The 20,516-nt window shown below is 70.3% G+C and carries 22 protein-coding genes; 8 read left to right on the forward strand and 14 right to left on the reverse strand.

Features of this window, described 5'->3' with window-relative positions; genetic code table 11:
* The first annotated feature begins 902 nt into the window (after window positions 1-902).
* The gene (locus tag VET29_RS19125) at window positions 903-1,469 is read left to right on the forward strand and encodes a hypothetical protein (RefSeq protein WP_414636534.1); all 567 of its coding nucleotides are present in this window, start codon (window positions 903-905) and stop codon (window positions 1,467-1,469) included.
* The gene (locus VET29_RS19130) at window positions 1,466-2,110 is read left to right on the forward strand and encodes an NAD(P)H-binding protein (protein WP_324922197.1); all 645 of its coding nucleotides are present in this window, start codon (window positions 1,466-1,468) and stop codon (window positions 2,108-2,110) included. Before VET29_RS19125 ends, VET29_RS19130 begins: the two co-directional genes overlap by 4 nt.
* On the opposite strand, the gene VET29_RS19135 is transcribed toward VET29_RS19130, so the two are convergent.
* Entirely contained in the window at window positions 2,107-3,414 is a 1,308-nt protein-coding gene (locus VET29_RS19135; protein ID WP_324922200.1) for a D-arabinono-1,4-lactone oxidase, read from the reverse strand. The two genes, VET29_RS19130 and VET29_RS19135, sit on opposite strands and share 4 nt — an antisense overlap.
* A 182-nt stretch (window positions 3,415-3,596) precedes the next feature.
* Here VET29_RS19135 and VET29_RS19140 point away from each other — a divergent pair, with 182 nt between their 5' ends.
* Entirely contained in the window at window positions 3,597-4,817 is a 1,221-nt protein-coding gene (locus VET29_RS19140; protein ID WP_324922202.1) for an amino acid deaminase/aldolase, read from the forward strand.
* Between the two features lie 168 nt (window positions 4,818-4,985).
* Here VET29_RS19140 and VET29_RS19145 read toward each other — a convergent pair whose 3' ends face one another.
* The 3 genes from VET29_RS19145 to VET29_RS19155 all read right to left on the reverse strand — a co-directional run bounded on the left by VET29_RS19145 (window position 4,986) and on the right by VET29_RS19155 (window position 6,859).
* Window positions 4,986-5,612, reverse strand: a complete 627-nt coding sequence (locus VET29_RS19145) for a TetR/AcrR family transcriptional regulator (protein WP_324922204.1) — start codon at window positions 5,610-5,612, stop codon at window positions 4,986-4,988.
* A 574-nt stretch (window positions 5,613-6,186) separates the two neighbouring features.
* A complete protein-coding gene (locus VET29_RS19150) occupies window positions 6,187-6,540 on the reverse strand; it encodes a hypothetical protein (protein WP_324922207.1) in 354 nt (117 codons plus the stop codon).
* A 13-nt stretch (window positions 6,541-6,553) separates the two neighbouring features.
* Window positions 6,554-6,859 carry a hypothetical protein gene (locus VET29_RS19155; protein WP_324922209.1) on the reverse strand — a complete coding sequence of 102 codons (306 nt, stop codon included), beginning with the start codon at window positions 6,857-6,859 and terminating at the stop codon, window positions 6,554-6,556.
* A 177-nt stretch (window positions 6,860-7,036) separates the two neighbouring features.
* On the opposite strand from VET29_RS19155, the gene VET29_RS19160 reads away from it, so the two are divergent.
* The 3 genes from VET29_RS19160 to VET29_RS19170 all read left to right on the forward strand — a co-directional run bounded on the left by VET29_RS19160 (window position 7,037) and on the right by VET29_RS19170 (window position 9,861).
* Complete coding sequence (locus tag VET29_RS19160) at window positions 7,037-8,419, forward strand: helix-turn-helix transcriptional regulator (RefSeq protein WP_324922211.1); 1,383 nt, start codon at window positions 7,037-7,039, stop codon at window positions 8,417-8,419.
* A gap of 10 nt (window positions 8,420-8,429) precedes the next feature.
* The gene (locus tag VET29_RS19165; protein ID WP_324922213.1) at window positions 8,430-9,359 is read left to right on the forward strand and encodes an aminoglycoside phosphotransferase family protein; all 930 of its coding nucleotides are present in this window, start codon (window positions 8,430-8,432) and stop codon (window positions 9,357-9,359) included.
* A 199-nt stretch (window positions 9,360-9,558) separates the two neighbouring features.
* Window positions 9,559-9,861, forward strand: a complete 303-nt coding sequence (locus VET29_RS19170) for a hypothetical protein (RefSeq protein ID WP_324922215.1) — start codon at window positions 9,559-9,561, stop codon at window positions 9,859-9,861.
* Window positions 9,862-10,078: 217 nt separating this feature from the next.
* Here VET29_RS19170 and VET29_RS19175 read toward each other — a convergent pair whose 3' ends face one another.
* The 5 genes from VET29_RS19175 to VET29_RS19195 form a co-directional block, all read right to left on the reverse strand.
* Window positions 10,079-11,104, reverse strand: coding sequence for a copper resistance D family protein (locus tag VET29_RS19175; protein ID WP_324922217.1), 1,026 nt, complete (start codon window positions 11,102-11,104; stop codon window positions 10,079-10,081).
* Entirely contained in the window at window positions 11,101-11,634 is a 534-nt protein-coding gene (locus VET29_RS19180; RefSeq protein ID WP_324922219.1) for a copper resistance CopC family protein, read from the reverse strand. The genes VET29_RS19175 and VET29_RS19180 overlap by 4 nt, the downstream gene beginning before the upstream one ends.
* The gene (locus VET29_RS19185; protein ID WP_324922221.1) at window positions 11,631-12,407 is read right to left on the reverse strand and encodes a YcnI family protein; all 777 of its coding nucleotides are present in this window, start codon (window positions 12,405-12,407) and stop codon (window positions 11,631-11,633) included. Before VET29_RS19185 ends, VET29_RS19180 begins: the two co-directional genes overlap by 4 nt.
* Before the next feature lie 66 nt (window positions 12,408-12,473).
* A complete protein-coding gene (locus VET29_RS19190) occupies window positions 12,474-13,019 on the reverse strand; it encodes a hypothetical protein (protein WP_324922223.1) in 546 nt (181 codons plus the stop codon).
* A 23-nt stretch (window positions 13,020-13,042) separates the two neighbouring features.
* A complete protein-coding gene (locus VET29_RS19195) occupies window positions 13,043-13,351 on the reverse strand; it encodes a helix-turn-helix domain-containing protein (protein WP_324922263.1) in 309 nt (102 codons plus the stop codon).
* 108 nt (window positions 13,352-13,459) lie between these two features.
* Here VET29_RS19195 and VET29_RS19200 point away from each other — a divergent pair, with 108 nt between their 5' ends.
* The gene (locus VET29_RS19200; RefSeq protein ID WP_324922225.1) at window positions 13,460-14,293 is read left to right on the forward strand and encodes an SDR family oxidoreductase; all 834 of its coding nucleotides are present in this window, start codon (window positions 13,460-13,462) and stop codon (window positions 14,291-14,293) included.
* 100 nt (window positions 14,294-14,393) lie between these two features.
* The gene (locus tag VET29_RS19205) at window positions 14,394-17,030 is read left to right on the forward strand and encodes an FAD-binding and (Fe-S)-binding domain-containing protein (protein WP_324922265.1); all 2,637 of its coding nucleotides are present in this window, start codon (window positions 14,394-14,396) and stop codon (window positions 17,028-17,030) included.
* On the opposite strand, the gene VET29_RS19210 is transcribed toward VET29_RS19205, so the two are convergent.
* The 5 genes from VET29_RS19210 to VET29_RS19230 all read right to left on the reverse strand — a co-directional run bounded on the left by VET29_RS19210 (window position 17,001) and on the right by VET29_RS19230 (window position 20,437).
* Window positions 17,001-18,383 carry a HAMP domain-containing sensor histidine kinase gene (locus tag VET29_RS19210; RefSeq protein WP_324922228.1) on the reverse strand — a complete coding sequence of 461 codons (1,383 nt, stop codon included), beginning with the start codon at window positions 18,381-18,383 and terminating at the stop codon, window positions 17,001-17,003. The two genes, VET29_RS19205 and VET29_RS19210, sit on opposite strands and share 30 nt — an antisense overlap.
* Window positions 18,384-18,570: 187 nt before the next feature.
* Window positions 18,571-19,236 (reverse strand): response regulator transcription factor, encoded by a 666-nt coding sequence (locus VET29_RS19215; protein WP_324922230.1) that lies wholly within the window; start codon window positions 19,234-19,236, stop codon window positions 18,571-18,573.
* Between the two features lie 123 nt (window positions 19,237-19,359).
* On the reverse strand, window positions 19,360-19,512 hold the full coding sequence (locus tag VET29_RS19220; RefSeq protein WP_324922233.1) for a hypothetical protein: 153 nt from the start codon (window positions 19,510-19,512) through the stop codon (window positions 19,360-19,362).
* A complete protein-coding gene (locus tag VET29_RS19225) occupies window positions 19,509-19,895 on the reverse strand; it encodes a hypothetical protein (RefSeq protein WP_324922235.1) in 387 nt (128 codons plus the stop codon). The genes VET29_RS19220 and VET29_RS19225 overlap by 4 nt, the downstream gene beginning before the upstream one ends.
* An 80-nt stretch (window positions 19,896-19,975) precedes the next feature.
* Entirely contained in the window at window positions 19,976-20,437 is a 462-nt protein-coding gene (locus VET29_RS19230) for a DUF6474 family protein (protein ID WP_324922237.1), read from the reverse strand.
* Window positions 20,438-20,516: the final 79 nt, after the last annotated feature.

The following is a 20,516-nucleotide window of genomic DNA, read 5'->3' on the forward strand; positions in this document are numbered from 1 at the left end:
CCGGCTCCCGGCTCCCTCTTTGTTCTGGCTGTGGCTTTGTGTTGGCTTGTCGCTCGGTCGCTGGCGCCTTCGCGTCGCTCGCTTGGTGGGCCTTGTACTTGCTGTCTTGTGGCTGTTCTTTGGGTCGTGGTGGCTTTGAGGGTGGCCTTTGCAATTGCGTCGGGTTGGACGGTCTCGGCTATGCCTGTCTGTCGCGGGCTGTTGGCCTTTGCAATCCGTGCTTTGTTGGGGGCGGCTTGGCCCAGGTGTTGTCGTTGGCGGTTGTCTGCTTGGTATGTCTGGCGCGTTGTCGCGGTTGTTGGACAACAGGCCTTGAGTTGTCACGGGTCGGTTGCTGTGGCGAGGTTGCTGGGGGCGGGGGTTGGCTGTTCTGGGGAGTTGTCTCCGGTTGCGGGGTGGGGTGGGTGGGGTTGGGGGTGTGAGATTTATTCGCTTTTGTTAGGAGTTTGGGTTGGGTTTGTCACTTTACGAGCGTCTAGGGGTTTGGGGTTGGGGGATTCGGGGTGGTGGTTTCTTGCTTTGTGGGTGGGTGTTTCTTGGGTTGTTGGGTTCGTCACTTTTTGGGTGGGTCGTGGGGGTGGGGAAACATTGTTGCCGGGGGGCAAGTTTTTGTGTTGGGGGTTGGCCGGCCGGTCGGCGGTGGACTCACCCAGACGGCGGCATCGTCGGGCCGAAGTCTCGTGGCCGCCCGTCGACCGGTCACCGACAGGTGTGTGCCGCCGGTCGCAGGGGGGTGGGTTTCGTCTGCGTTTGTTGGGCTTCGGGCTGGTAGGCCAGTCATGTAACGAAAAACGTCGCACCTGGCAGGGGATGGCACGTCAGTTGTCGCGGCGGTACCGGAGAGGGCTGGGTTCGTGACGGGCATACCAGGACGTACGGCGGTTTCGGACAACCTGACGGCGGTGCCATCGCCGCTCGTTCCCCCCGTCGAGCTACCCGCGAAAGTCGGCGAGCTCGCGGCTTCCGCGGCTCGTGACCTCGGGTGGCAGGGAATCGTGCTTCCCGAGATGAAGCTGCTCGGGCGGCGGATCTGTCTCGTCGCCCAGCTCATGGCGGACGCGCACGCCGAGCGGATCTGCCTCGGCCAGGCGCCCGAGGTCGACCGGGCCACAGTGGCCACCTGGGTCTGGCCCGAGTTCACCGGCCGGGTCCCCACGCCCGCCGTGCGCATCGTGGGTGCACTCGCCGTTGCGCGTCACTGGCGGACCGGGCTCATCAACGCCGTGCCGTTCCTGCGGTACTGCGACGCCGCCATGGTGCTGCCGATGTCGGTCGTCATCACGAACGACTACCTGGTGAACTGCCTGCCCCGGGCGCGCGCCTACGGGGTCGCCATCGCCTCTGCGGCGCCGGGGCCCGAGGTTCGCATGGACCTGCCCGGCCGGCCCGACCGTGCGCCCGCCGACGTCGACGGCACGCACCGCTGGCTGAACGAGCTGGCCTACGAGCAGATTCTCGCCGCCGCGTGAAGGTTGTGATCGCGGGCGGACACGGCAAGATCGCCCTTCGGCTGACCAGGCTGCTCGCCGAGCGGGACGACGCCGTCGTCGGCATCGTGCGTAACCCCGACCACGTCGAGGACGTCGAGGAGGCCGGCGGTGCGGCCCTCGTGCTCGACCTCGAGAGCGCCGCCGTCGACGACGTCAGGGCCGCCCTGGACGGGGCCGACGCGGCCGTGTTCGCGGCCGGCGCGGGGGCGGGCAGTGGGGCGACCCGCAAGGACACCGTCGACCGGGGCGCCTCCGTGCTCCTCGCCGACGCGGCCGAGAACGCCGGCGTCAGCCGGTTCGTGCAGGTCAGCGCCATGGGGCTGGACCGGGCGGGCGACCCGGACGTGGACGCGGTCTTCGCCGCCTACCTGAGTGCCAAGGCCGCCGCGGACGAGGACGTCATGGCCCGGGAGGGCCTCGACTGGACCATCCTGCGGCCCGGCCTGCTGACCGACGACCCGGGCACCGGCAAGGTCACCCTCGCCGAGCACGTCGGCGGTGGCGTGGTCACCAGGGACGACGTGGCCGCCGTGCTCGTGGCGCTCCTCGACCACCCGGAGACCGCGGGGCACGTCTACGAGCTGGTCGGCGGCGACACCCCGGTGGCCGAGGCGCTCTAGGCGCCCAGCACCCGCGAGAGGTACGGGTTCAGGAACTTCCCGCCCGGGTCGACCGATGCCCGCAGCGCGGTGAAGTCGTCGAACCTCGGATAGCGTTCCCGCAGCTCAGCGGCGTCCAGCGAGTGCATCTTCCCCCAGTGCGGCCGGCCACCCGCCGCGCCGGCGATGGACTCGAACAGGGCGAAGTACTCCTGGTACGGCATCCCGACGAACTGGTGGATCGCGACGTACGCCGAGTCCCGCTCGTAGGCCGTGGACAGCCAGATGTCGTCGGCCGCCGCCATCCGGATCTCGACCGGGAACATCACCGGATCCGCCAGCCTCGGCACGCGTTCGCGCAGCTCACCGAGCACCTCGGGCAGCGAGTCGCGGGGCACCGCGTACTCCGACTCCACGAACCGCACGTTCCGGTTGGTCACGAAGACCCGGTGTGAAACGTCGGAATACGCCCGGGCTGAAAGCACCGCGGACGACAAGCGGTTGAGCGGTCGCACCAGCGGACGAACGGCTCTTCCCATGCGACAAACGGCGCCAAATGCCACGTTCTCCATCAGCTGGTACTCGACGAACTGCCGGGTCCTGGACAGCGGCTTGGGTGCCGAACCGGCCGGAAGTCGGTTGTTTCGCTTGGTCAGAGCGTTGCGGCCGTACGGGAACCAGTAGAACTCGAAGTGGTCGTTGTCGCGGCAATTGTCGTCGAGTGCGCCCAGCACGTCGTCCACCGGCTCAGGCCGCTCCTCGGCGTGCAGCACGAACGACGGCTCGGTCCGCAGTGTGACCGTCGAGATCACGCCGAGCGCCCCGAGCCCGACGCGGCCCGCCGCGAACAGGTCCGGGCGCTCGTCCGGCGTGCACGTCACCACCGAGCCGTCCGCCAGGACCAGCTCCAGCGCCGCGACCTGAGTCGAGATGCCGCCGAACCCCGCGCCCGTGCCGTGCGTGCCGGTCGAGATGGCACCGGCGATCGTCTGCGCGTCGATGTCCCCGAGGTTGGTCATGGCCCGGCCGAGGTGGTCCAACTCGGCGTTCAGGGCGTGCAGCGTGGTCCCGGACCGCACGGTGACCAGGTCGCCGTCCGTGGCCACGACGCCGGTCCAGCCGGACAGGTCGATCGCCCGGTCGTGTGCCGCGCCCACCGCGGTGAACGAGTGTCCGCTGCCCCGCGCCCGCACGGTCCGCTCCGCACCCGCGACGGCCTTCGACAGCTCGTCGAGGTCGCGTGGTCGCACGACCTCGGTCGCCACGGCGGCCTCCGTGCCGGCCCAGTTCCGCCACGACGTCGTCGCTCCGGTCTCCACAGCCATGGTTACTCCCGAGTAATCGTGCCAGACCCAGATCTTCGCAGGTCGCCTCACGAGGTGTCAGCACGGTCGACGGGCGCGGGACCGGGGCGCCGACGACCCCGACAACCGTCCGGCACGGTCGCCGATGCCGACGGTGCTCGGCTGGTGTCATCAGGCGCTGATCACGCCGTACGGTTGGGTACGTGCCAGACGAAACAGCGCGTGCCCGCCTCGACGCGGCCACCAAGCAAGTCGAAGCCCCGCTCGCCGTCGTGGACCTCGACGCGTTCGACCGGAACGCGGACGACCTCGTGCGGCGGGCGGCGGGCCGGCCGATCCGGGTCGCCAGCAAGTCGGTCCGCTGCCGGTACCTGATCGAGCGGGTGCTGCGCAGGGACGGCTTCGCCGGCGTGATGGCGTACTCGCTGCCGGAGGCGCTGTGGCTGGCCCGCCAGTGGGCGGGCACCGACCTGGCACGGGTCGACATCCTCGTGGCCTACCCGACCGTCGACCACACGGCGCTGCGCCGGCTCGCGGCCGACGACCACGCTCGCGGGCTCGTCACGATCATGGTCGACTCGGTAGCTCATTTGGACGTGGTAGACGCCGCGCTCGGCGCCGACCACCCGGACATCCGGGTGTGCCTGGAGCTGGACGTGTCGTGGCGGCCGGTGCTCGGCCGGGACATCGCGCACGTCGGCACGCGCCGCTCACCGGTGTTCACCCCTGGACAGGCCGGCTCGCTGGCCACGACCATCCGCGACCGGGCGGGCTTTCGGCTGGTCGGGCTGATGGGTTACGAGGGCCAGATCGCCGGTCTCGGCGACCATCCGGCCGGCAAACCCCTGCTCGGCGCGGTGCTGCGCTGGATGCAAGGTCACTCGGCGCACGAGCTCGCCGCTCGGCGTGCCGCGGCCGTCGCGGAGGTCGGCAGGCTCGCCGAGCTGGAGTTCGTCAACGGCGGCGGCACCGGCAGCATCGAGACCACCGGCGTCGACGGGTCGGTCACGGAGGTCGCGGCCGGCTCCGGTCTCGTCGGGCCCACGCTGTTCGACAACTACCAGCGGTTCCACCCGGCCCCGGCGGTCCTGTTCGCGCTGCCGGTGGTCCGCAAGCCACGCAGGCGGACCGCCACGCTGTTCTCCGGCGGCTACATCGCGTCCGGCCCGGCCGGCAAGGACCGCTCGCCGACGCCGTACCTGCCGGCCGGCCTGTCCCTGATCGGCACCGAGGGCGCGGGCGAGGTGCAGACCCCCGTGAACGGCCGCGCGGCGAAGGACCTCCGGGTCGGCGACCGCGTTTGGCTGCGGCACACCAAGGCGGGTGAGCTGGCCGAGCGGTTCACCGAGTACCAGGTGCTGAGCGGCGACCGGGTGATCGAGACCGTGCCCACCTACCGTGGCGAGGGGCAGTGCTTCGGCTGAGCGCCTAGTGTCCCGCGCCGGAAGTGCGGTGATTAAGTCGGTGGATCCAGGTTTCTGCTGGCAAGACGCCGGTTCGCCCTCGTACTGGGTCGTACCTGGGCGAACCGGCAACGCCGCCAGCAGGAAGCTGGGCCGCCGAATTAGTTGCCTGATTTCCGGCGCGGGACACTAGTCCTGCTTCTGGTACACGAGCTGGCCGGCCAGGTAGTCCCTGACCACGCGCTTGGCCTCGGCGATCATGTCCTCCTCGGCGAACAACTTGCGCCGGAACGCGAGCGCGAGGATGGCGTCGCCGATGTCGCACGCCACCGTGATCTGTCTGTACAGCGTCTCGACCGGGATGTCGTTCTTGCCGGCGATGACCTGGGCGATCTGCTCGGTGATGACCGTGTTGTTGTCCCGGCCGTCCTCGATGAACCGCAGGTCGATGACGTCACCGAAGCGAACCCGGCTGAAGCCCGGGACCTCCCGGTACATCTCGACGTAGATGTCGATGATCTTGTCGACGCCCTCCCACCAGTTCTCGAGGTGCGACCAGTCGAGCCGCTCCTCGATCTCCTTCGTGAAGTGGTCGAGATGGCGCTTGGTGAGGGCTTGCACGACGGCCCGCTTGTCGGGGAAGAACTGGTACAGCGACCCGACGGCGACCCCGGCACGCTCGGCGATCAACGTTGTCGTGACGCCGTCGTAGCCCAGCTCGTCGATGAGCGCGGCGCATGCCTCGAGCATCTGCTCGACGCGTTTGGCGCTGCGCTGCTGCACTGGTTGCTTTCGCAACGGAACCTGGGTTGCCACATGTTCTCCTACCGGGGATGCACTACCTCCATCCTGCCTGGCCTGGTCCGGTCCTACCACTAGATTCTGTATACGAAACCACCCGATGTGAGACGAATTGCATGTCAACCCCCGCCCCACCTGACCAACCGTCCACATAGTCCGGTCCGGACCATGGAAGCGAAGAGCAGCGGCGCCACAACAAGGAAGGCCGAAAGGCGAAGGCGGAAGGCGAAGCCGAAAGCCGAAAGGCGAAAGCCGGCAGGAACCGAACACGCTGGGTCCGCCACCAAACGCACCGTGGGGGGTTTGGGGGGCTCGGCCCCCCAGAACGGAGACGAGCGACCCGGTCTGCGCAGTCCGCAGACATGGGTCGCCCGTCGCGAGTGGAGCCGCGAACCGATGCTGGTCGGGGGAGGGGAGTACAACAACACCGGTTCGCGGAGTCTTCGGTTGTGCTGGCGGTTCAGCTGGTGCCGGCGGTCTTGCTTCGTAGCGCTCGGGGGTGCGTACGACCTCGGACCGCCGGTCCCAGTGGCTGTTCCTCCGGCCACACACCGCGCGGGGTCGCGGCGGGCGAGGAACTGCCGGTTTCCTACCTGGTGCCCGTGGCCAACCGGCCGGTGTGCGTCACGCGGGTGCGGGCCGTGTGACGGGCGGGCTGCGTCGTCGGCGCGAGTCCGCCGGCAACCAGGTGCTCGTAGGCGGCCTGCCACACAGAGCAAGGCGCCTTCTGCTGCCGCCACCGCGACGAGCACGCGGGGCAGTTTCCCTTCTCGTCCGGCTCGTGGGCCGCGAGCATCGCCCGCCAGCCCTCCGTCAGCCTGGGAAGCTCGGAACGCGCCACGGACAGCAGGGACGGTGCGTCCGCGCGGTTGGCGAGTTCGGCGAGCATGTCGAGCCGCTCCCAGACCGCGTTGCGGAGCACCTGTCCGAGGATCTCGTCCATCGAAACGTCACCGCTACCTTTCCGCCTGCTCGGCGGCCTCACGAAGCGCGACCCGAAGCTGGCCCAACTGGCCTGCGTTCAGCACCGCGGTTTCGCCCGGCGGCCCGACAAGGACCACCCGATTACGTTCGACGAGCACAGTGAGGCATCGTTCCCGGTTGACCACGTCACCGCAGTTGATGCGCCAGACCTGTCTTCCGAGGGAAGAACCATGCAACTCGCGGCGCTGCTCCGCGTCCTCAGTTACAGGGCCCGGTGGCGCCGTGCTGACGAGTTCCACAGTCTCGGCTTCCCTCCGTGCTCGTACGCTTACAACCAACTACATTGGTGTGTTGAGACACAGATTGGTGCTCGAGAGCGCCGATCGGCGGCCGGTCTACGGTGAACGGTCACCAAAGTTCGGCAGGACCGATCAGGTTCGGCGATCTGGACTTTTAGAGGCTTGTGAAGTGCGCTTAGTCTTCGCCTGACGCCCAGCGGACTGTGAGGGGGCGGAATGAACTCCATCGGGTCGGGTAGCTCTTCTGTTACATCGGAGGCGTGGGAAGACCCAGAGATGCGGAGTGCGCTCGCGCAGCGTGAGGTCAGCACGATCTACAAGCTGCTCAGGCGTAAGGGCGTGTCCCAACGTCAGATCGCGGCGATGACCGGCCAGTCACAGTCCGAGGTGTCGGAGATCCTCAAGGGTCGTCAGGTCATGGCCTACGACGTCCTGTTGAGGATCGCCGACGGCCTGGGTGTCCCCAGGGGATACATGGGCCTCGCATACGACGAAGTCACGGCCGCCAGGGTGGCCAAGTCGGATGAGGTCCCGGAGGCTGAGGAGCCGGAGAACGTGAAGCGTCGGAAGTTCCTTGCGCACGCGGCCGCTGTCGCGGTCGGTGCGCATGTACTCGGCGCGGACTCGGGATCGTGGGTGTCCAACCCGGTGTTGACACCGGCGCCGGGCCGGATCGGGATGACCGATGTCCGGCAGGTGGAGGCCGCGACGCGAGCGCTTCGCTCGCTGGACTACCAGTACGGGGGCGGCTTCTGCCGTGACGCCGTGGTTGCGCAGCTGTCGTGGGGGCAGCAGATGCTCAGCTCGTCGGGCACGGACGTCGTCAAGAAGAGACTCCACATCGCACTGGCCGACCTGCACAACCTTGCCGGTTGGACGTCGTTCGACGTCGGTCTGATCGACTCCGCGCGCAACCACTTCGGCCGTGCGCTGGAGCTGGCCAAGGCGGGGGAGTCGGACGAGCTGGTCGCGAACATCCTGTACCGCATGGGCCGGGTCTACCTGCACAAAGAGGCCCCGGACGACGCGCTGAAGATGTTCCAGCTTGGCCAGATCGCCGCGCAGCAGTCCGGTTCGGAGCTGGCCGTCGCGGTCATCTGCGCGAACCAGGCCTGGGCCTACGCGATGATGGGCCACGAGGAGCAGACGATGAAGCTCATCGGCCGCACCCGTGACGAGTTCGCCCGCTCCAACCACGGCGAGGCCGCGGACTGGGTCAAGTTCTTCAACGAGGACGACGTCTACTCGATGATCGGCACCGTGCACACGGTGCTCGCGCAGAAGGTCGACGCGCGCCACACGAAGTACGCGATCCCGGCCCTGACCAGGGCGATCGACTCCTACGGGGACGAGGTCGCGCGCAACAAGGCGTTCAACCTGTCCTCGCTGGCCACCAACCACCTGCTCGACGGCGACATCGACCACGGCGCCAAGGTGGGTGTGCAGGCCGTCGACCTGGCCCAGCACCTCAAGTCGAAGCGCGTGCGGGACCGGCTGGAGCCACTGCGCGAGGAGGCGGACAAGCGCCGCAACTTCGCGGACGCCCGCGACCTGGCGGACCTCATCGGCACGTTCAACGAGTCCAACCAAGCGGTCTGACGAGGCTGTCGTGACCGTGTTACCGACCTCGGGGGCTCCGTCGGACACGGCCCAGGGTCCGTTCTCGGGTGAGCGTCTCACCGAGGCGCTGGTGGGTGTGTGTGCGGTCGCCGGGCTCGACCCGGCGGGCGCCACACTCATCAAGTGCACGGCCAACGCAGTGTTTCGCCTGGCCGGCGCGCCTCTGGTGGTCCGCATCGGCGCCTCGACGGCCCTGCGGCACCGGGTCGAGAAGGTCGTCCACGTCGCCACCTGGCTGGCCGAGCACGACGTGCCGGCCGTCCGCCTGTGGTCCGGCGCGCCGCAGCCGGTCCAGTACGACGGTTACGTCGCCACGGTCTGGGAGGCCGTGGCGGCCGGCGGTAAGCGGCCTCGCGGTCGTGACCTGGGCAAACTCCTGCGCCGCATCCACGACCTGCCCCAGCCCGCGCGCTGGCTGCCGACCTGGCGGCCGCTCGACGACGTGCGGGCGCGGATCGGTGAGGCCACCGGCCTCGACGACGCCGACCTGGCGTTTCTCCGGGACCGCTACGACGACGTGGCCGACCAGCTGTCCCGGCTGCAGTTCCCGTCCGCGCCGTCGCTGGTGCACGGCGACGCCCACCTCGGCAACCTCATCCCCAGCCCGGCCGGCCCGGTGCTCTGCGACTTCGACTCGTCGAGCTACGGCCCGCCGGAGTGGGACCTGACGCCGCTGGCCGTCGGTGTGGTGCGGTTCGGCGAGCCCGCCGGCCGGTACCGCGAGCTGTGCCGGACCTACGGCATGGACGTGACCCGCTGGTCGGGCTTCTCGGTGCTGCGGGCCGTGCGGGAGCTGAAGCTCATCACGAGCGTCCTGCCGATCATCGGCAGCCGGCCGGAGGTGCGGGCGGAGCTGTTCCGCCGCATGGCCGATGTCCGTTCAGGTAACACGTCGGCTCGCTGGGCGCGTTATACGTAACCCGATCGGGCTACTGCCCGTAACGCTGCGTTGCCAGAAATCGACACTCAAATGTGCTTGCATGGCTAAATTCGCACGTCGTGGCCGGTTCTCGGAACTTTCATACTTTCGGATGACCGAGAAGGGTAGCTGTTTACGGGAATCGCGCTACGCTCAGTCGAACTAGCCTCTGTCCGCTCCACGAACGAGGTCTTAGCTGGTGGCTAGGGTGATCAGGCAGTCCAGGAGCGCGCGACGCGCGCTCGACTCGGCACGCGTTCTCGACCAGGTCGTCGAGAACCAACTGCCGCTCGTCGCTCGCCTGCCCGAGGGTGGCAGCAGGGTGCGGGCCGCGGACTTCCTCGCCGAGCTGGTGCTGCTGTCCCAGGCCTACCGGCACCACGCGGCGGGCTGGATCACCCGGCGCGAGCTCGAGCGGCGGGGCAACCTGACCATGCGGCGCCTGTCCCGCATCCGGCGCCGGTCGCCGCTGTCGTACACGCAGTTCACCGAGCAGGACTGACCACTCGCCGTTGTCCGGTTTCCGGCTTGTAAACGAACCCTGTGACAGCCCGCACATCTGCGCCGAACCGACGAACGGTCACTCGTTCACCGCTTGCCGTTCAGTTCGGGCGAACTGAGGACTGAATCGAAAAAGTGCTGCAACCAAATCCGGCCCGCCTCCGTAGGACACGTTCGGCGGGGTGGGTTGTACCGCTCAGCCGACCGGCCGGGCGGGCCTAGCCGACCGGCGTGCGGGTCAGCACCACCGCGAACCCGAAGGCCGCGCCCATGACGGCCAGCTCGAAACTCGCCCAGCCGACGAGCGCGGTCCGCTGGTGGCGCACGATGCCGGGCAGCAGCCGCCACCGGATGTTGCCGCCCAGCCCGGCGAGCACCCCGAAGCACACCAGCTTGAGGATGACGAGCGTGCCGTAGCCGCTGCCGAACAGGACGTCGAACAGGCCCCGGCCGGGTACCGACCCCAGCTCGACCACGGCGTTGAACACCCCGGTCGCCGCGACCAGGCCGAGGCACACGGTGGCGAGCATCGAGAACCTCGGCAGCGCGGTGGCCAGCAGCGTCCGGTTCGCGGCCAGCACGATCACGACCGCGCCCAGCCCGCCCGTCCACACGGCCGCGCCGACGACGTGCAGCTCCATCGAGATCATCGCGTAGTCCTGCCAGCGCCAGTCCGTGGCGTGGCCGGTGACCGGCAGCGGCAGCAACGCGAACAGCGCCACCGCGGCCCGCAGCTCGGCCGGCACCGCGTCGCCGGACCGCACGGCCCAGATCGACAGCACGAACGAGACGAGCGCGACGGCCGCGACGAACACCAGCGCCTTGCCGGCGCTGACCGTCACGACGTAGTCCACCACCGAACCGGCCGAGATGACCTCGCTCGGTCCGGGATGCACCTCCGCGGTCTGTAGCACCAGCGCCAGCACCGCGCACACCGCGAGCGCCAGCGCGCTGAACGCGGCCGCCCGGCGGGCGCCGGCCAGCACCTGCTCCGCGGACTTGGGCCTGGTCAACCCGACCAGGAACGGCAGCAGGTTCAACCCGACGGTCGCCGCGGCGGACAGGTCGAACAGCACCCGCGCCACCGGCAACCCGTACCGGACCACCGCGTCCGGCGACGGCACCCCCGGGATGACCGCAACGGGCGTGAGCACGAGGCCGATCACGACGGCCGCCAGTGCGGTCACGACCGCGGCGCCCACCAGGGGTAGCCGGTTGAGCGCGGTGGTCCGGTACTGGGTCACTCCTGCTTGCCGCCGATCCGCAGCGCCACGAACAGTCCCGCGCCGAGCAGCACGGCCGCGCCGACGAGCCAGACCCAGATGGGCAGGCCGCTGTCGTCGCCGCTCGTCGTGCCCGGCACCGACCCCACGTTGGCGTCGGCCGGCGCGGGGGTCCCGTTGCCGGCCTCGGTGAGCGTGAACGTCACCTGTCCGGACACGGGGTGCCCGTCGGCCGACACGATCCGGTAGCCGATGGTGTAGACGCCCTTCGGGCCGAGCTCACGGACCGGCGCGGAGACGACGTTGCTGTCGACCCGTGCCGGCCCGCCCTGCCACTGCTTGCCGTCGGGACCGGTGACGGCGACGGTGTTGAGCCCCTTGCCCTCCTGCACCGGCTGGTCGAACGTGAGCTCGACCGAGCCGGGGCCGGCAGCCACCGACGCGTTCTCCGCGGGGTTGCTGCTGACGAGCGAGTTGTGCGCGGACGCCGTTCCGGCCAGGGCGAACAGCCCCAACCCGGTCAGCGCCAGGACGGCAAGCAGCTTCCTCATGACTTGTCGCCGCCCTGCTTCGCCGTCGCAGGGCGCCGGGACCGCACGGTCGCGCCGACCCCGAAGCCGACGCCGAGGGCGCCGAGCACGAGGCCGATGCCGCCGAGCCAGCGGGCGGTGTCGTCGGTGGTGCTGGCCGCCGCCGAGTCGCCGGACTCCATAGCCGCGTTCTCCGTCTCGGCCGTCGCCGTGCCGCCACCGTGGTGGTGGTCGTCGGAACCGGCCGCCGCCAGGACGATCTCCGGTGCGGGGTGCTCCGGCTCCTCCTTGCCCTCCTCCACCGGCTGGTCCCAGGCCACGACCTCGCCGTTGTCGTAGGTCTGGATCGCCGGCATGACCAGCTCGTCGGTGTTGTCGGGCAGCGGGCCGACGGACAGCTCGAACTCCTGGAACTCACCGGGGCCGATCCGGGTGCCCGGCGCCGCGGTCCAGACGACCGAGCTGACGGCCTCCTTGACCTCGGCGTTGTTGATCTTCACCGGCTTGTCGAGCGTGACCTTGTTGACCTGGCCGGTCCAGCCCGGCATCGGCTTGGTCCGCGCGCCGGCGAGCGGGTGCTCCGCGGGGAACTTGACCTCCAGCTTGACGGTGCCGGCCGTCTCGTCCTCGTTCGGCACCCGGAAGGTGATCTTCGAGTAGCCACCCTTCGCGGCCGTCTCGCCGATCACGTTCGCGGTGACGTGCGCGAAGGCGAGCCCGGTGCTGAGCATGGTGGCCACACCGGCGGCGACGGTCACGACACCGGCGCGCCCGATGAAGCGCTTGATGGACATGTTTCGCTCTACTCCTGAGTAGATGGGGGACGACCAGGCGCCACGCGCCCGGCCGGTGGGGGTTTCTCAGGAGTGGACCGGCGGCCCGCGACGTGCGCAGACCTGCCGGAGGAGGACCTCGAGCAGCGGCCCGGGACGCGCGGGCAGCGAGGTCCCGGCGGCGAGCCGCCGCGGTGGGACCGGGCCGGCGACGAGTGTGCGCAGCCGGCCGAGCAGCCAGGCGAGCGCGGCACCGGTCGCGGTGAGCGCGGCGCCGGCCCTCGTCAGGAGGAACGCGGTGAGCACGGTGGCCGTCGCGTGGGTGCCGAACATGGTCCAGCCGTCGAACGCGGCCGGCGCCTTGCCGTGCCCGCTGGCCAGCTCGGAGAGAAGCACGTGCTGGCACAGCTGGGTGACGCCGAGAACGGCGACGGGTCCGAGGGTGCCGCCCCGACGCGCGAGCGACGTGCCGCCCCAGGAGAGCAACATGGCGAGGCCGACGGCGAACCCGGAGTCGGCGACCGCGCCGCCGGCGAGCCCGTGCGCCGCGACCGCCAGCGCGGCCGACGAGACGGCGAGCAGCAGACCGCGCACGCCACGGGCGTACTCGGTTCTCGCTCGTCTACCGCTCACGCCTCACAAGGGTAGGGAGTTGGTCAACGGGTGTCGTACTCCGCGCGTGCCGTCATCACGTCGGGCATGCGGGACTCCAGCAACTCGATCAGCGCCAGGAGCTTGCCGGCGACCTCCCGGCCGACCGGCGTGAGGCTGTACTCCACGTGTGGGGGAATCGTGGGCCTGGCCTCACGCAGGACCAGACCGTCGCGGTCCAGCGACTGTAGCGTCTGGCTCAGCATCTTCTCGCTGATCCCGTCGACCCGCCTGCGCAGTGCGTTGAACCTGGTCGTGCCGTCCAGCAGAGCCACGAGCGCGAGCGTCCCCCACTTGCCGGTGACGTGTTCCATCGTCTCGCGAGAAGTGCAGTTCCGCGCGAAGACATCGAACACCAACTCGTCCACAGGGATATGGTAGTACTTACTGGGAGATAGTACTAACCAAAGGAGAGTGAAGGAATGATCCTTGTCACCGCGGCCACCGGTCAGCTGGGCCGGCACGTCGTCGAGGGTCTGCGCAAGCAGGGCGCGAAGTTCGCGGCCGGCGCTCGCAACACGACCGCTGACCTGGGCGTCGAGGTGCGGGAGCTGGACTACAACCGGCCGGAGACGCACGAGTCCGCGCTGCAGGGTGTGTCGACCCTGCTGCTGATTTCGGGCAGCGAGGTGGGCAGGCGCGTGCCGCAGCACTCGGCCGTCGCCGAGGCCGCCAGGAAGGCCGGCGTGGGGCACATCGTCTACACGAGCGCGCCGTACGCGGACACGACGGAGCTGGTCGTCGCGGCGGAGCACAAGGCGACCGAGGAGGCCATCATCGCGACCGGCATCCCGTACACGTTCCTGCGCAACGGCTGGTACAACGAGAACTACATCGAGAAGTTCAAGGCCGCGGCCGAGACCGGCGAGATCGTCGGCGCCGCCGGGGACGGGCGTGTCGCCTCCGCCGCCCGCGCCGACTTCGCCGACGCCGCGGTCGCCGTGCTCACCCAGCCGGGCCACGAGAACAAGATCTACGAGCTGACCGGCGACACCGCGTGGACCTTCGCCGAGCTCGCCGAGGAGATCGCGAAGGTCGCGGACCGGCCGGTCGCCTACCGGAACGTGTCGGTGGAGGAGCTCCAGCAGTACCTCGTCGAGCAGGGCACCCCACCGGAGGTCGCCGGGTTCTTCGCCGCCCTCGACGGCAACATCGCCGCCGGCACGCTCGGGCACACACCCGGGACGCTGGGCACGCTCATCGGCCGGCCGACCACGCCGGTGAGCGTGGCCATCAAGGAAACCCTCGGTTCCTGAATGTGACCTAGCATCGGAGGCCGTGGATCTTCAGCGCAGGTTGGTCGAGACCGTGTCCGGTGACGTGAGCTTCGACGCGGCCACCAGAGCGCTGTTCACCATGGACGCCTCCAACTACCGGCAGGTCCCGGTCGGCGTGGTTCGACCGGCGAGCGTCGACGACGTGGTCGCCGCGGTGGCCGCCGCCCGTGAGTTCGACGTCCCGGTCGTGCCACGCGGCGGCGGCACGAGCCTCGCCGGCAACTCGACGGGTGGCGGGCTCGTGCTGGACCTGACCCGGCTGCGGGCCATGACCGTCGACCCGGACACCCGGACCGCCTACGTCGAGCCGGGGATCGTGCTCGACGACCTGAAGGCCGCCGCCGCGCCACACGGCCTGACGTTCGGCCCCGACCCGTCGACGCACAGCCGCTGCACGCTCGGCGGCATGATCGGCAACAACTCGTGCGGTTCGCACTCGGTCGCGTGGGGCACGACGCTGGACAACGTCGTCGAGCTGGACGTCCTCCGGTACGACGGCGTGCGCATGACCGTCGGAGCCGGTTCGGAACTTCCACCGGAGCTGCGGGCGATGGTGGACGAGAACCTGGCCCTGCTGCGGACCGAGCTGGGCCGGTTCAGCCGGCAGGTGTCCGGTTTCCCACTGCACCAGCTGCTGCCGGAGCACGGCCGCGACCTCGCGAAGGCGTTGGTGGGCACGGAAGGCACGTGCGTGGTCGTGCTCGGCGCCAGGGTGCGGCTGATGGAGCTGCCCACGTCCCCCGCGCTGCTCGTGCTCGGCTTTCCCGACGACGTCGCCGCCGCGGACGCGGTGCCGGCGATCCTTCCGCACCGCCCGCTGACCGTGGAGAGCATGGACGAGCGGATCGTCGCGCTGCGGGCGGTGCGCAACCCCGAGCCGCCACCGGTGCTGCCGCCCGGCGGTGCGTGGCTGTTCGTCGAGGTGGACGGACTGCCCGCGGCGGAAGGGATCGCCGCTTCGCTGGGCATGCCGCACGAGGTGGTCACCGAGCCCGCGCGGCAGCGGGAGCTGTGGCGGCTGCGGGAGGAGGGCTCGGGCATCTCGACCCGCATGGCCGACGGCGCCGAGGCGTGGCCGGGTTGGGAGGACACGGCCGTCCCGCCGGAGCGGCTTGGCGCGTACCTGCGGGACCTGCGTGAGCTGCTGGCGCGGCACGGTTTGCGTGGCGTGCCGTACGGCCACTTCGGCGAGGGCTGCATCCACATCCGCATCGACTTCGACCTCGTGCGCGCCGAGGGGGTGGCGCGGTTCCGCCGGTTCGTCGAGGAGGGCGCGGACCTGGTCGTCCGGCACGGCGGCACACTGTCCGGCGAGCACGGTGACGGCCAGGTGCGGGCGGAGCTGCTGTCCCGCATGTACTCGCCGGCGATGCTGGACCTCTTCGCCCGGTTCAAGGCTTTCTGGGATCCCGCGGGCCGGATGAACCCCGGCATGGTGGTGCGCCCGTACCGGGTCGACGAGAACCTGCGGTTCGTGCCGCTGACGGCCGTGCGGACCGCGTTCACCTACCCGCACGACGACGGCGACTTCGGGCAGGCGGCCCGGCGGTGCGTCGGCGTCGCGAAGTGCCGCAACCACAGCGGGTCCGTGATGTGCCCGAGCTTCCAGGTGACGGGTGAGGAGCGGCACTCCACGCGTGGCCGCGCGCGGCTGCTGTACGAGATGCTGGCCGGCGAGGTGATCACGGACGGCTGGCGTTCGACCGAGGTGCGGGACGCGCTGGACCTGTGCCTGTCGTGCAAGGGCTGCAAGAGCGACTGCCCGGTGAACGTGGACATGGCCACGTACAAGGCGGAGTTCCTGCACCACCACTACAAGCGGCGGCTGCGGCCGGCGTCCCACTACTCGATGGGGTGGCTGCCGCTGTGGCTGCGGGCGGCGTCCCGGATGCCGCGCGTGGCCAACAAGGCGATGGCCTCCCCGCGGTTCTCGAAGCTGCTGAAGCGGATGGGCGGCATCGCCCCGGAGCGCTCGCTGCCGGCGGTCGCGACGGAGACCCTGACCCGGTGGCTCCGCCGGAACCCGGGCGGCGGCGGGAAACCCGTGGTGCTGTGGCCGGACACGTTCACGAACTTCTTCACCCCGGCGGCCGGCGTCGCCGCGGTCCGCGTGCTGCGGTCTGCCGGCTTCGACCCGGTGCTGCCGGCGTCGCCGGTGTGCTGCGGGCTGACCTGGGTGTCGACGGGCCAGCTCACGGTGGCCCGCAAGGTGATGCGGCGGACACTGCGCGCGCTGGCTCCGTTCGGTGACACGCCGGTCGTCGGCCTGGAGCCGAGCTGTCTGTCCACGCTGAACGAGGACCTGCCAGAGCTGATCGGCGCGTCGTTGAAAGCCTTCACGCTGGCGGGTTTCCTGGCCGCACACGCTCCACGGTGGACTCCGCCGCCGGTGCCACGCGCGGCGATCACCCAGGTGCACTGCCACCAGCACGCGACCCTCGGCTTCGCCGCCGAGACGGAGCTGCTCGCGAAGGCGGGCGTCCAGAACTCGCGGCTGCCGGCGGGATGCTGCGGCCTGGCCGGAAACTTCGGCTTCGAACGCGAGCACTACGAGGTCTCCCAGGCACTGGCGGAACGTGTGCTGCTGCCGGCGGTCCGCGAGGCCGCGCCGGAGACGCTGGTCATCGCGGACGGCTTCAGCTGCCGAACCCAGGTGGCACAAGGAAGTGACCGCAGGGCGGTGCACCTAGCCGAGGTGCTGGCCGAGGGGCTGTAGCCAGACGCTGAACCGCGCGCCGCCCTCCGGCGCGGGCCCCGCGTCGATCCGGCCGCCGAGCCGGGTCACGAGCCCGTGCGCGAGCGCGAGCCCGATCCCGGTGCCGCCGGGCCGCACGCCTTGGTAGCGCGAGTGGAGGACGCCCTTCTCGAAGGCATGCCGGTAGTCCCCGTCGGACAGTCCGGGTCCGCCGTCCCGCACCTGCAGTTCGGCGAGGCCGCTCGTCGTGCGTAGTGCCAACACGACGGGCGCCCCCGAGGGCGTGGCGCGTACGGCGTTGGCGGCCAGCCCGTCGACCACCTGCCGAAGCCGGTTGGGGTCGGTCCGCACGAGCACGGGCGTCGACGGACTCTCGACCCGTAGTGGGATGCCCGCGGCGGCACACCGGCTCTCCCAGACCCGGGCCGCCTCCGCGAGAAAGACCGTGAGGTCGACGTCGGTGAGCGTGAGCCGAAAGTCGTCGGCGCCGAGGCGGGCGAGGTCGAGCAGGTCCGACACCATCCCGTCGAGCCGCCCGGCCTCCCGCTCGATGGTCCGCCCGACCTCGACGACCTCGTCCCCGGCGACGACCCCGTCCGCGAGCGACTCGGCGAAGCCCCGCACCGAGGTGAGCGGAGTCCGCAGCTCGTGGGAGATGGAGAGCAGGAACTCCCGCTGCCGGGCCTCACTGCGAGCCAGCGCGTCCGCGAGGGCGTTGAGCGACTGCCCGACCTCGACCAGCTCGCGAGGTCCTTCTGGGGGAACTCGAAGATCACGCCGCCCGTGGCTCATCCCCACGGCGACCTCGGCCGTTCGCCTGAGGGGACGCGCGAGCAACCTGGCGAGCAACAGTCCGGCCACGGCGGCGACAACCATTCCGATGGCCAGGGCGAAGAGAACGTTGCCGACCAAGCGCCGCCCGGCGGCCTTCGAGTAGTCGACGGTCCGCACGAGTGCCACCGCGCCACCGTTGTCGAGCGCCCGCCCCTCGACGAGAAGCAGGGTGCCGGCGATGTTCGCACTCCCGTGCAGCGCCCGGTCCCTGCTGACTCCCGCGAGCCCGGCCCGCCGCGCGGCCCGCACCGCCCGCTCGTCGGCCCCGGTCACCGCCCCGCCTCGCCCTCGCCGCACGACCGCGATGCCCTGTCCGGACAGGATCTCCGTGACCCGCGGCGCCGCGACCCGGATGTCACCGAGCTGAGCGGCCACCACGTCCGCCTGGTCGGCAAGCGTCTCCCGGATGGCATCCCGCGAGGTGGTGGTCACCAACCGCACCGAAACGAGCCCCGCCACGAGCGCCATCACCCCGGCGACCACGAGCCCGAGCGCCGTGATCCGCACCCAAAGCGACGCCCGCCCCACTAGCCCACCCACGCCAGAACCCCGGCGAATTCTCGAATTTCCCTCGCGTCCCCAGATGGTTGAGTAGGCAGCCCCCACCCGATCCCGGGGGCCACCCCGCTGCCCATTCTACCGGCTGTCACTGACAAAACCCCTGGTCGGCTGCTGGTGTGGATAACTTTCACCCGGTCGGTTCGAGCGAAGGGGACACTCGTGCGTCTCACGACGGGTCGGCGGCGTAGCCGACGCCGCGGACGGTGCGGATCGGGCTGGCGTCGCCCAGCTTGGCGCGGAGCTGGGCGACGTGCACGTCCACCGTCCGCGTGCCCGTCACCTGGTATCCCCACACCGCGCTCAGCAACTGTGCACGCTCGAACACCTGCCTTGGGCGACGCATCAGTGCCGCCAGCAGCTCGAACTCCGTCGACGTCAGCGCCACCTCCGCGCCGTCCGCCCACGCCCGCCGCTGCGTCACGTCGACCCTCGTCCGGCCGACCTCCAGCACCGACGTGGTGACCGTGCCCCGGCGCAGCACCGTTCGGACCCGCGCCACCAGCTCGCGCGGGCTGAACGGCTTCGTCACGTAGTCGTCCGCGCCCAGCTCCAACCCCAGGACACGGTCGACCTCGTCGTCGCGGGCGGTCACGAACAGAACCGGCGTCCAGTCCCCGTCGGCACGAAGCGTGCGGCACACCTCGATCCCGTCCATCGACGGCAGCCCGACGTCCAACACCACCGCCACGGGACGCTGGCGCCGCACGGCCGTGAGCCCCGCGGCGCCGTCGGCCTCCACCCGCACGCCGAACCCGTCCCGCCGCAGGTACCGCGCGACGAGGTCCGCGATGGCCGGGTCGTCCTCGACCACCAGCACCAGGCCCTCAGACATGGCTTTGTATAGCACTCACGCGGTCACAATCTTCCGCTCCGGAAGCTCCGCGAAGCTCCGCGCAGTCACGATGTTCGCTCCGCAGGCTCCGCTCAGTCACGATGTTCGCTCCGCAGGCTCCGCTCAGTCACCCGCCACGTCCGACTCGATCGCGTCCAACGTGGACTCGACGTCGGAGACCTGCTGGTCGACGCCGGGTTGTGACGGCTTGGCCTCGCCTCGGCAGCCGGCGGCGACCATCAGCACGGGCAGCAGCACCCACACCAGCCGCTTCATTTCGACCCGCAGTGCTGGGTCCGGAAGTCGCTCACCCACTGCTTGACCTGGTTGAGCTGGCCGACCCGTCCGCCCCGGCGGTCCGCCCGCTCCTCCAGCAGCTGCGCGCTCGTCTCCCGCCCGGCGTCCCGCTCCTTCGCGGCGCGGGCCTTCAGCCACTGGACCGAACCCCGCACGCTCGCGTCGCCGTTGATCCGGTCCAGCAGGCGGGTGGTCCGCTGCTCGATCTTCGGCAACCGCTTCTCGCACAGGTTCTGCACCTGCTCCGGACTCAGCGTGACCGTCACCGGCGCCGGGGCGCTCGTGTCCGTCGTCGCGCTCGCCGTGGCCGCGCCGCCGAGCACCAGCCCGGCCGCCAGCACCGTGCCCACCATCAGTTTCATGACCTCTCCCTTCCTGTGTGGACCACTGTGGAGGGAGAAGGTGAGACCAGGGCTCGGGGAATGTTCGGGTTGTGTAAGCGTCAGACGCCGAGGCGCTGGAGCAGCCGCTCCTCGAGCTGGTCCAGCTCGACCGACGCGGCCCGGTGCGCGGCCTTGCGCCGCGCGGTCGGCATCCGCTCCGCGGCCCGCACCGCGGCGGCCAGCTGCCGCAGTGTCGTCTCGGACCGGTCGGCGAAGGCCCGGTCGTCGGCGGTGACCTCGGTGCGTTCCCGCAGCTCGGCGACGGCGGCCGCGGCGCCGGTGATCCTGGCGTGCAGTGCGCCGCCGCGCCCGGAGAACCGGGCCAGCTCCTCGATGGGCACCCCGAGGCGGTTGGCGCGGATCCGGTCGTACCGGTCCCGTGCCTCGCCGAGCGCACGCACGACGTACGGCGCGACCAGGGGGATCACGGCCGGCCCGATGATCTTCACCACCGCGAGTGCGTTCTTCGCCTTCTTCGGCGTGAATCTCGGCTCGTCACCGGCGTGCTTCCTGAGTGCCATGGAGGAGAACCTATCGGTGCTGACCAGCGGCGGCACGCGCTGCCGGCCGGGAACTGTCGGTGGTCCCGCATAGACTGCG

The organism is Actinophytocola sp. (assembly GCF_035634895.1).
Taxonomy (GTDB): Bacteria; Actinomycetota; Actinomycetes; order Mycobacteriales; family Pseudonocardiaceae; genus Actinophytocola.

What these genes read in the sequence shown, in the direction of transcription:
- VET29_RS19135 (WP_324922200.1), bottom strand. Translation starts at nt 3,414, where the DNA reads ATGGCTGTGGAGACCGGAGCGACGACGTCGTGGCGGAACTGGGCCGGC.
- VET29_RS19180 (WP_324922219.1), bottom strand. Translation starts at nt 11,634, where the DNA reads ATGAGGAAGCTGCTTGCCGTCCTGGCGCTGACCGGGTTGGGGCTGTTC.
- VET29_RS19200 (WP_324922225.1), top strand. Translation starts at nt 13,460, where the DNA reads ATGATCCTTGTCACCGCGGCCACCGGTCAGCTGGGCCGGCACGTCGTC.
- VET29_RS19225 (WP_324922235.1), bottom strand. Translation starts at nt 19,895, where the DNA reads ATGAAACTGATGGTGGGCACGGTGCTGGCGGCCGGGCTGGTGCTCGGC.
- VET29_RS19230 (WP_324922237.1), bottom strand. Translation starts at nt 20,437, where the DNA reads ATGGCACTCAGGAAGCACGCCGGTGACGAGCCGAGATTCACGCCGAAG.
- VET29_RS19195 (WP_324922263.1), bottom strand. Translation starts at nt 13,351, where the DNA reads ATGGAACACGTCACCGGCAAGTGGGGGACGCTCGCGCTCGTGGCTCTG.
- VET29_RS19185 (WP_324922221.1), bottom strand. Translation starts at nt 12,407, where the DNA reads ATGTCCATCAAGCGCTTCATCGGGCGCGCCGGTGTCGTGACCGTCGCC.
- VET29_RS19220 (WP_324922233.1), bottom strand. Translation starts at nt 19,512, where the DNA reads ATGAAGCGGCTGGTGTGGGTGCTGCTGCCCGTGCTGATGGTCGCCGCC.
- VET29_RS19205 (WP_324922265.1), top strand. Translation starts at nt 14,394, where the DNA reads ATGGACGCCTCCAACTACCGGCAGGTCCCGGTCGGCGTGGTTCGACCG.
- VET29_RS19160 (WP_324922211.1), top strand. Translation starts at nt 7,037, where the DNA reads ATGAACTCCATCGGGTCGGGTAGCTCTTCTGTTACATCGGAGGCGTGG.
- VET29_RS19215 (WP_324922230.1), bottom strand. Translation starts at nt 19,236, where the DNA reads ATGTCTGAGGGCCTGGTGCTGGTGGTCGAGGACGACCCGGCCATCGCG.
- VET29_RS19150 (WP_324922207.1), bottom strand. Translation starts at nt 6,540, where the DNA reads ATGGACGAGATCCTCGGACAGGTGCTCCGCAACGCGGTCTGGGAGCGG.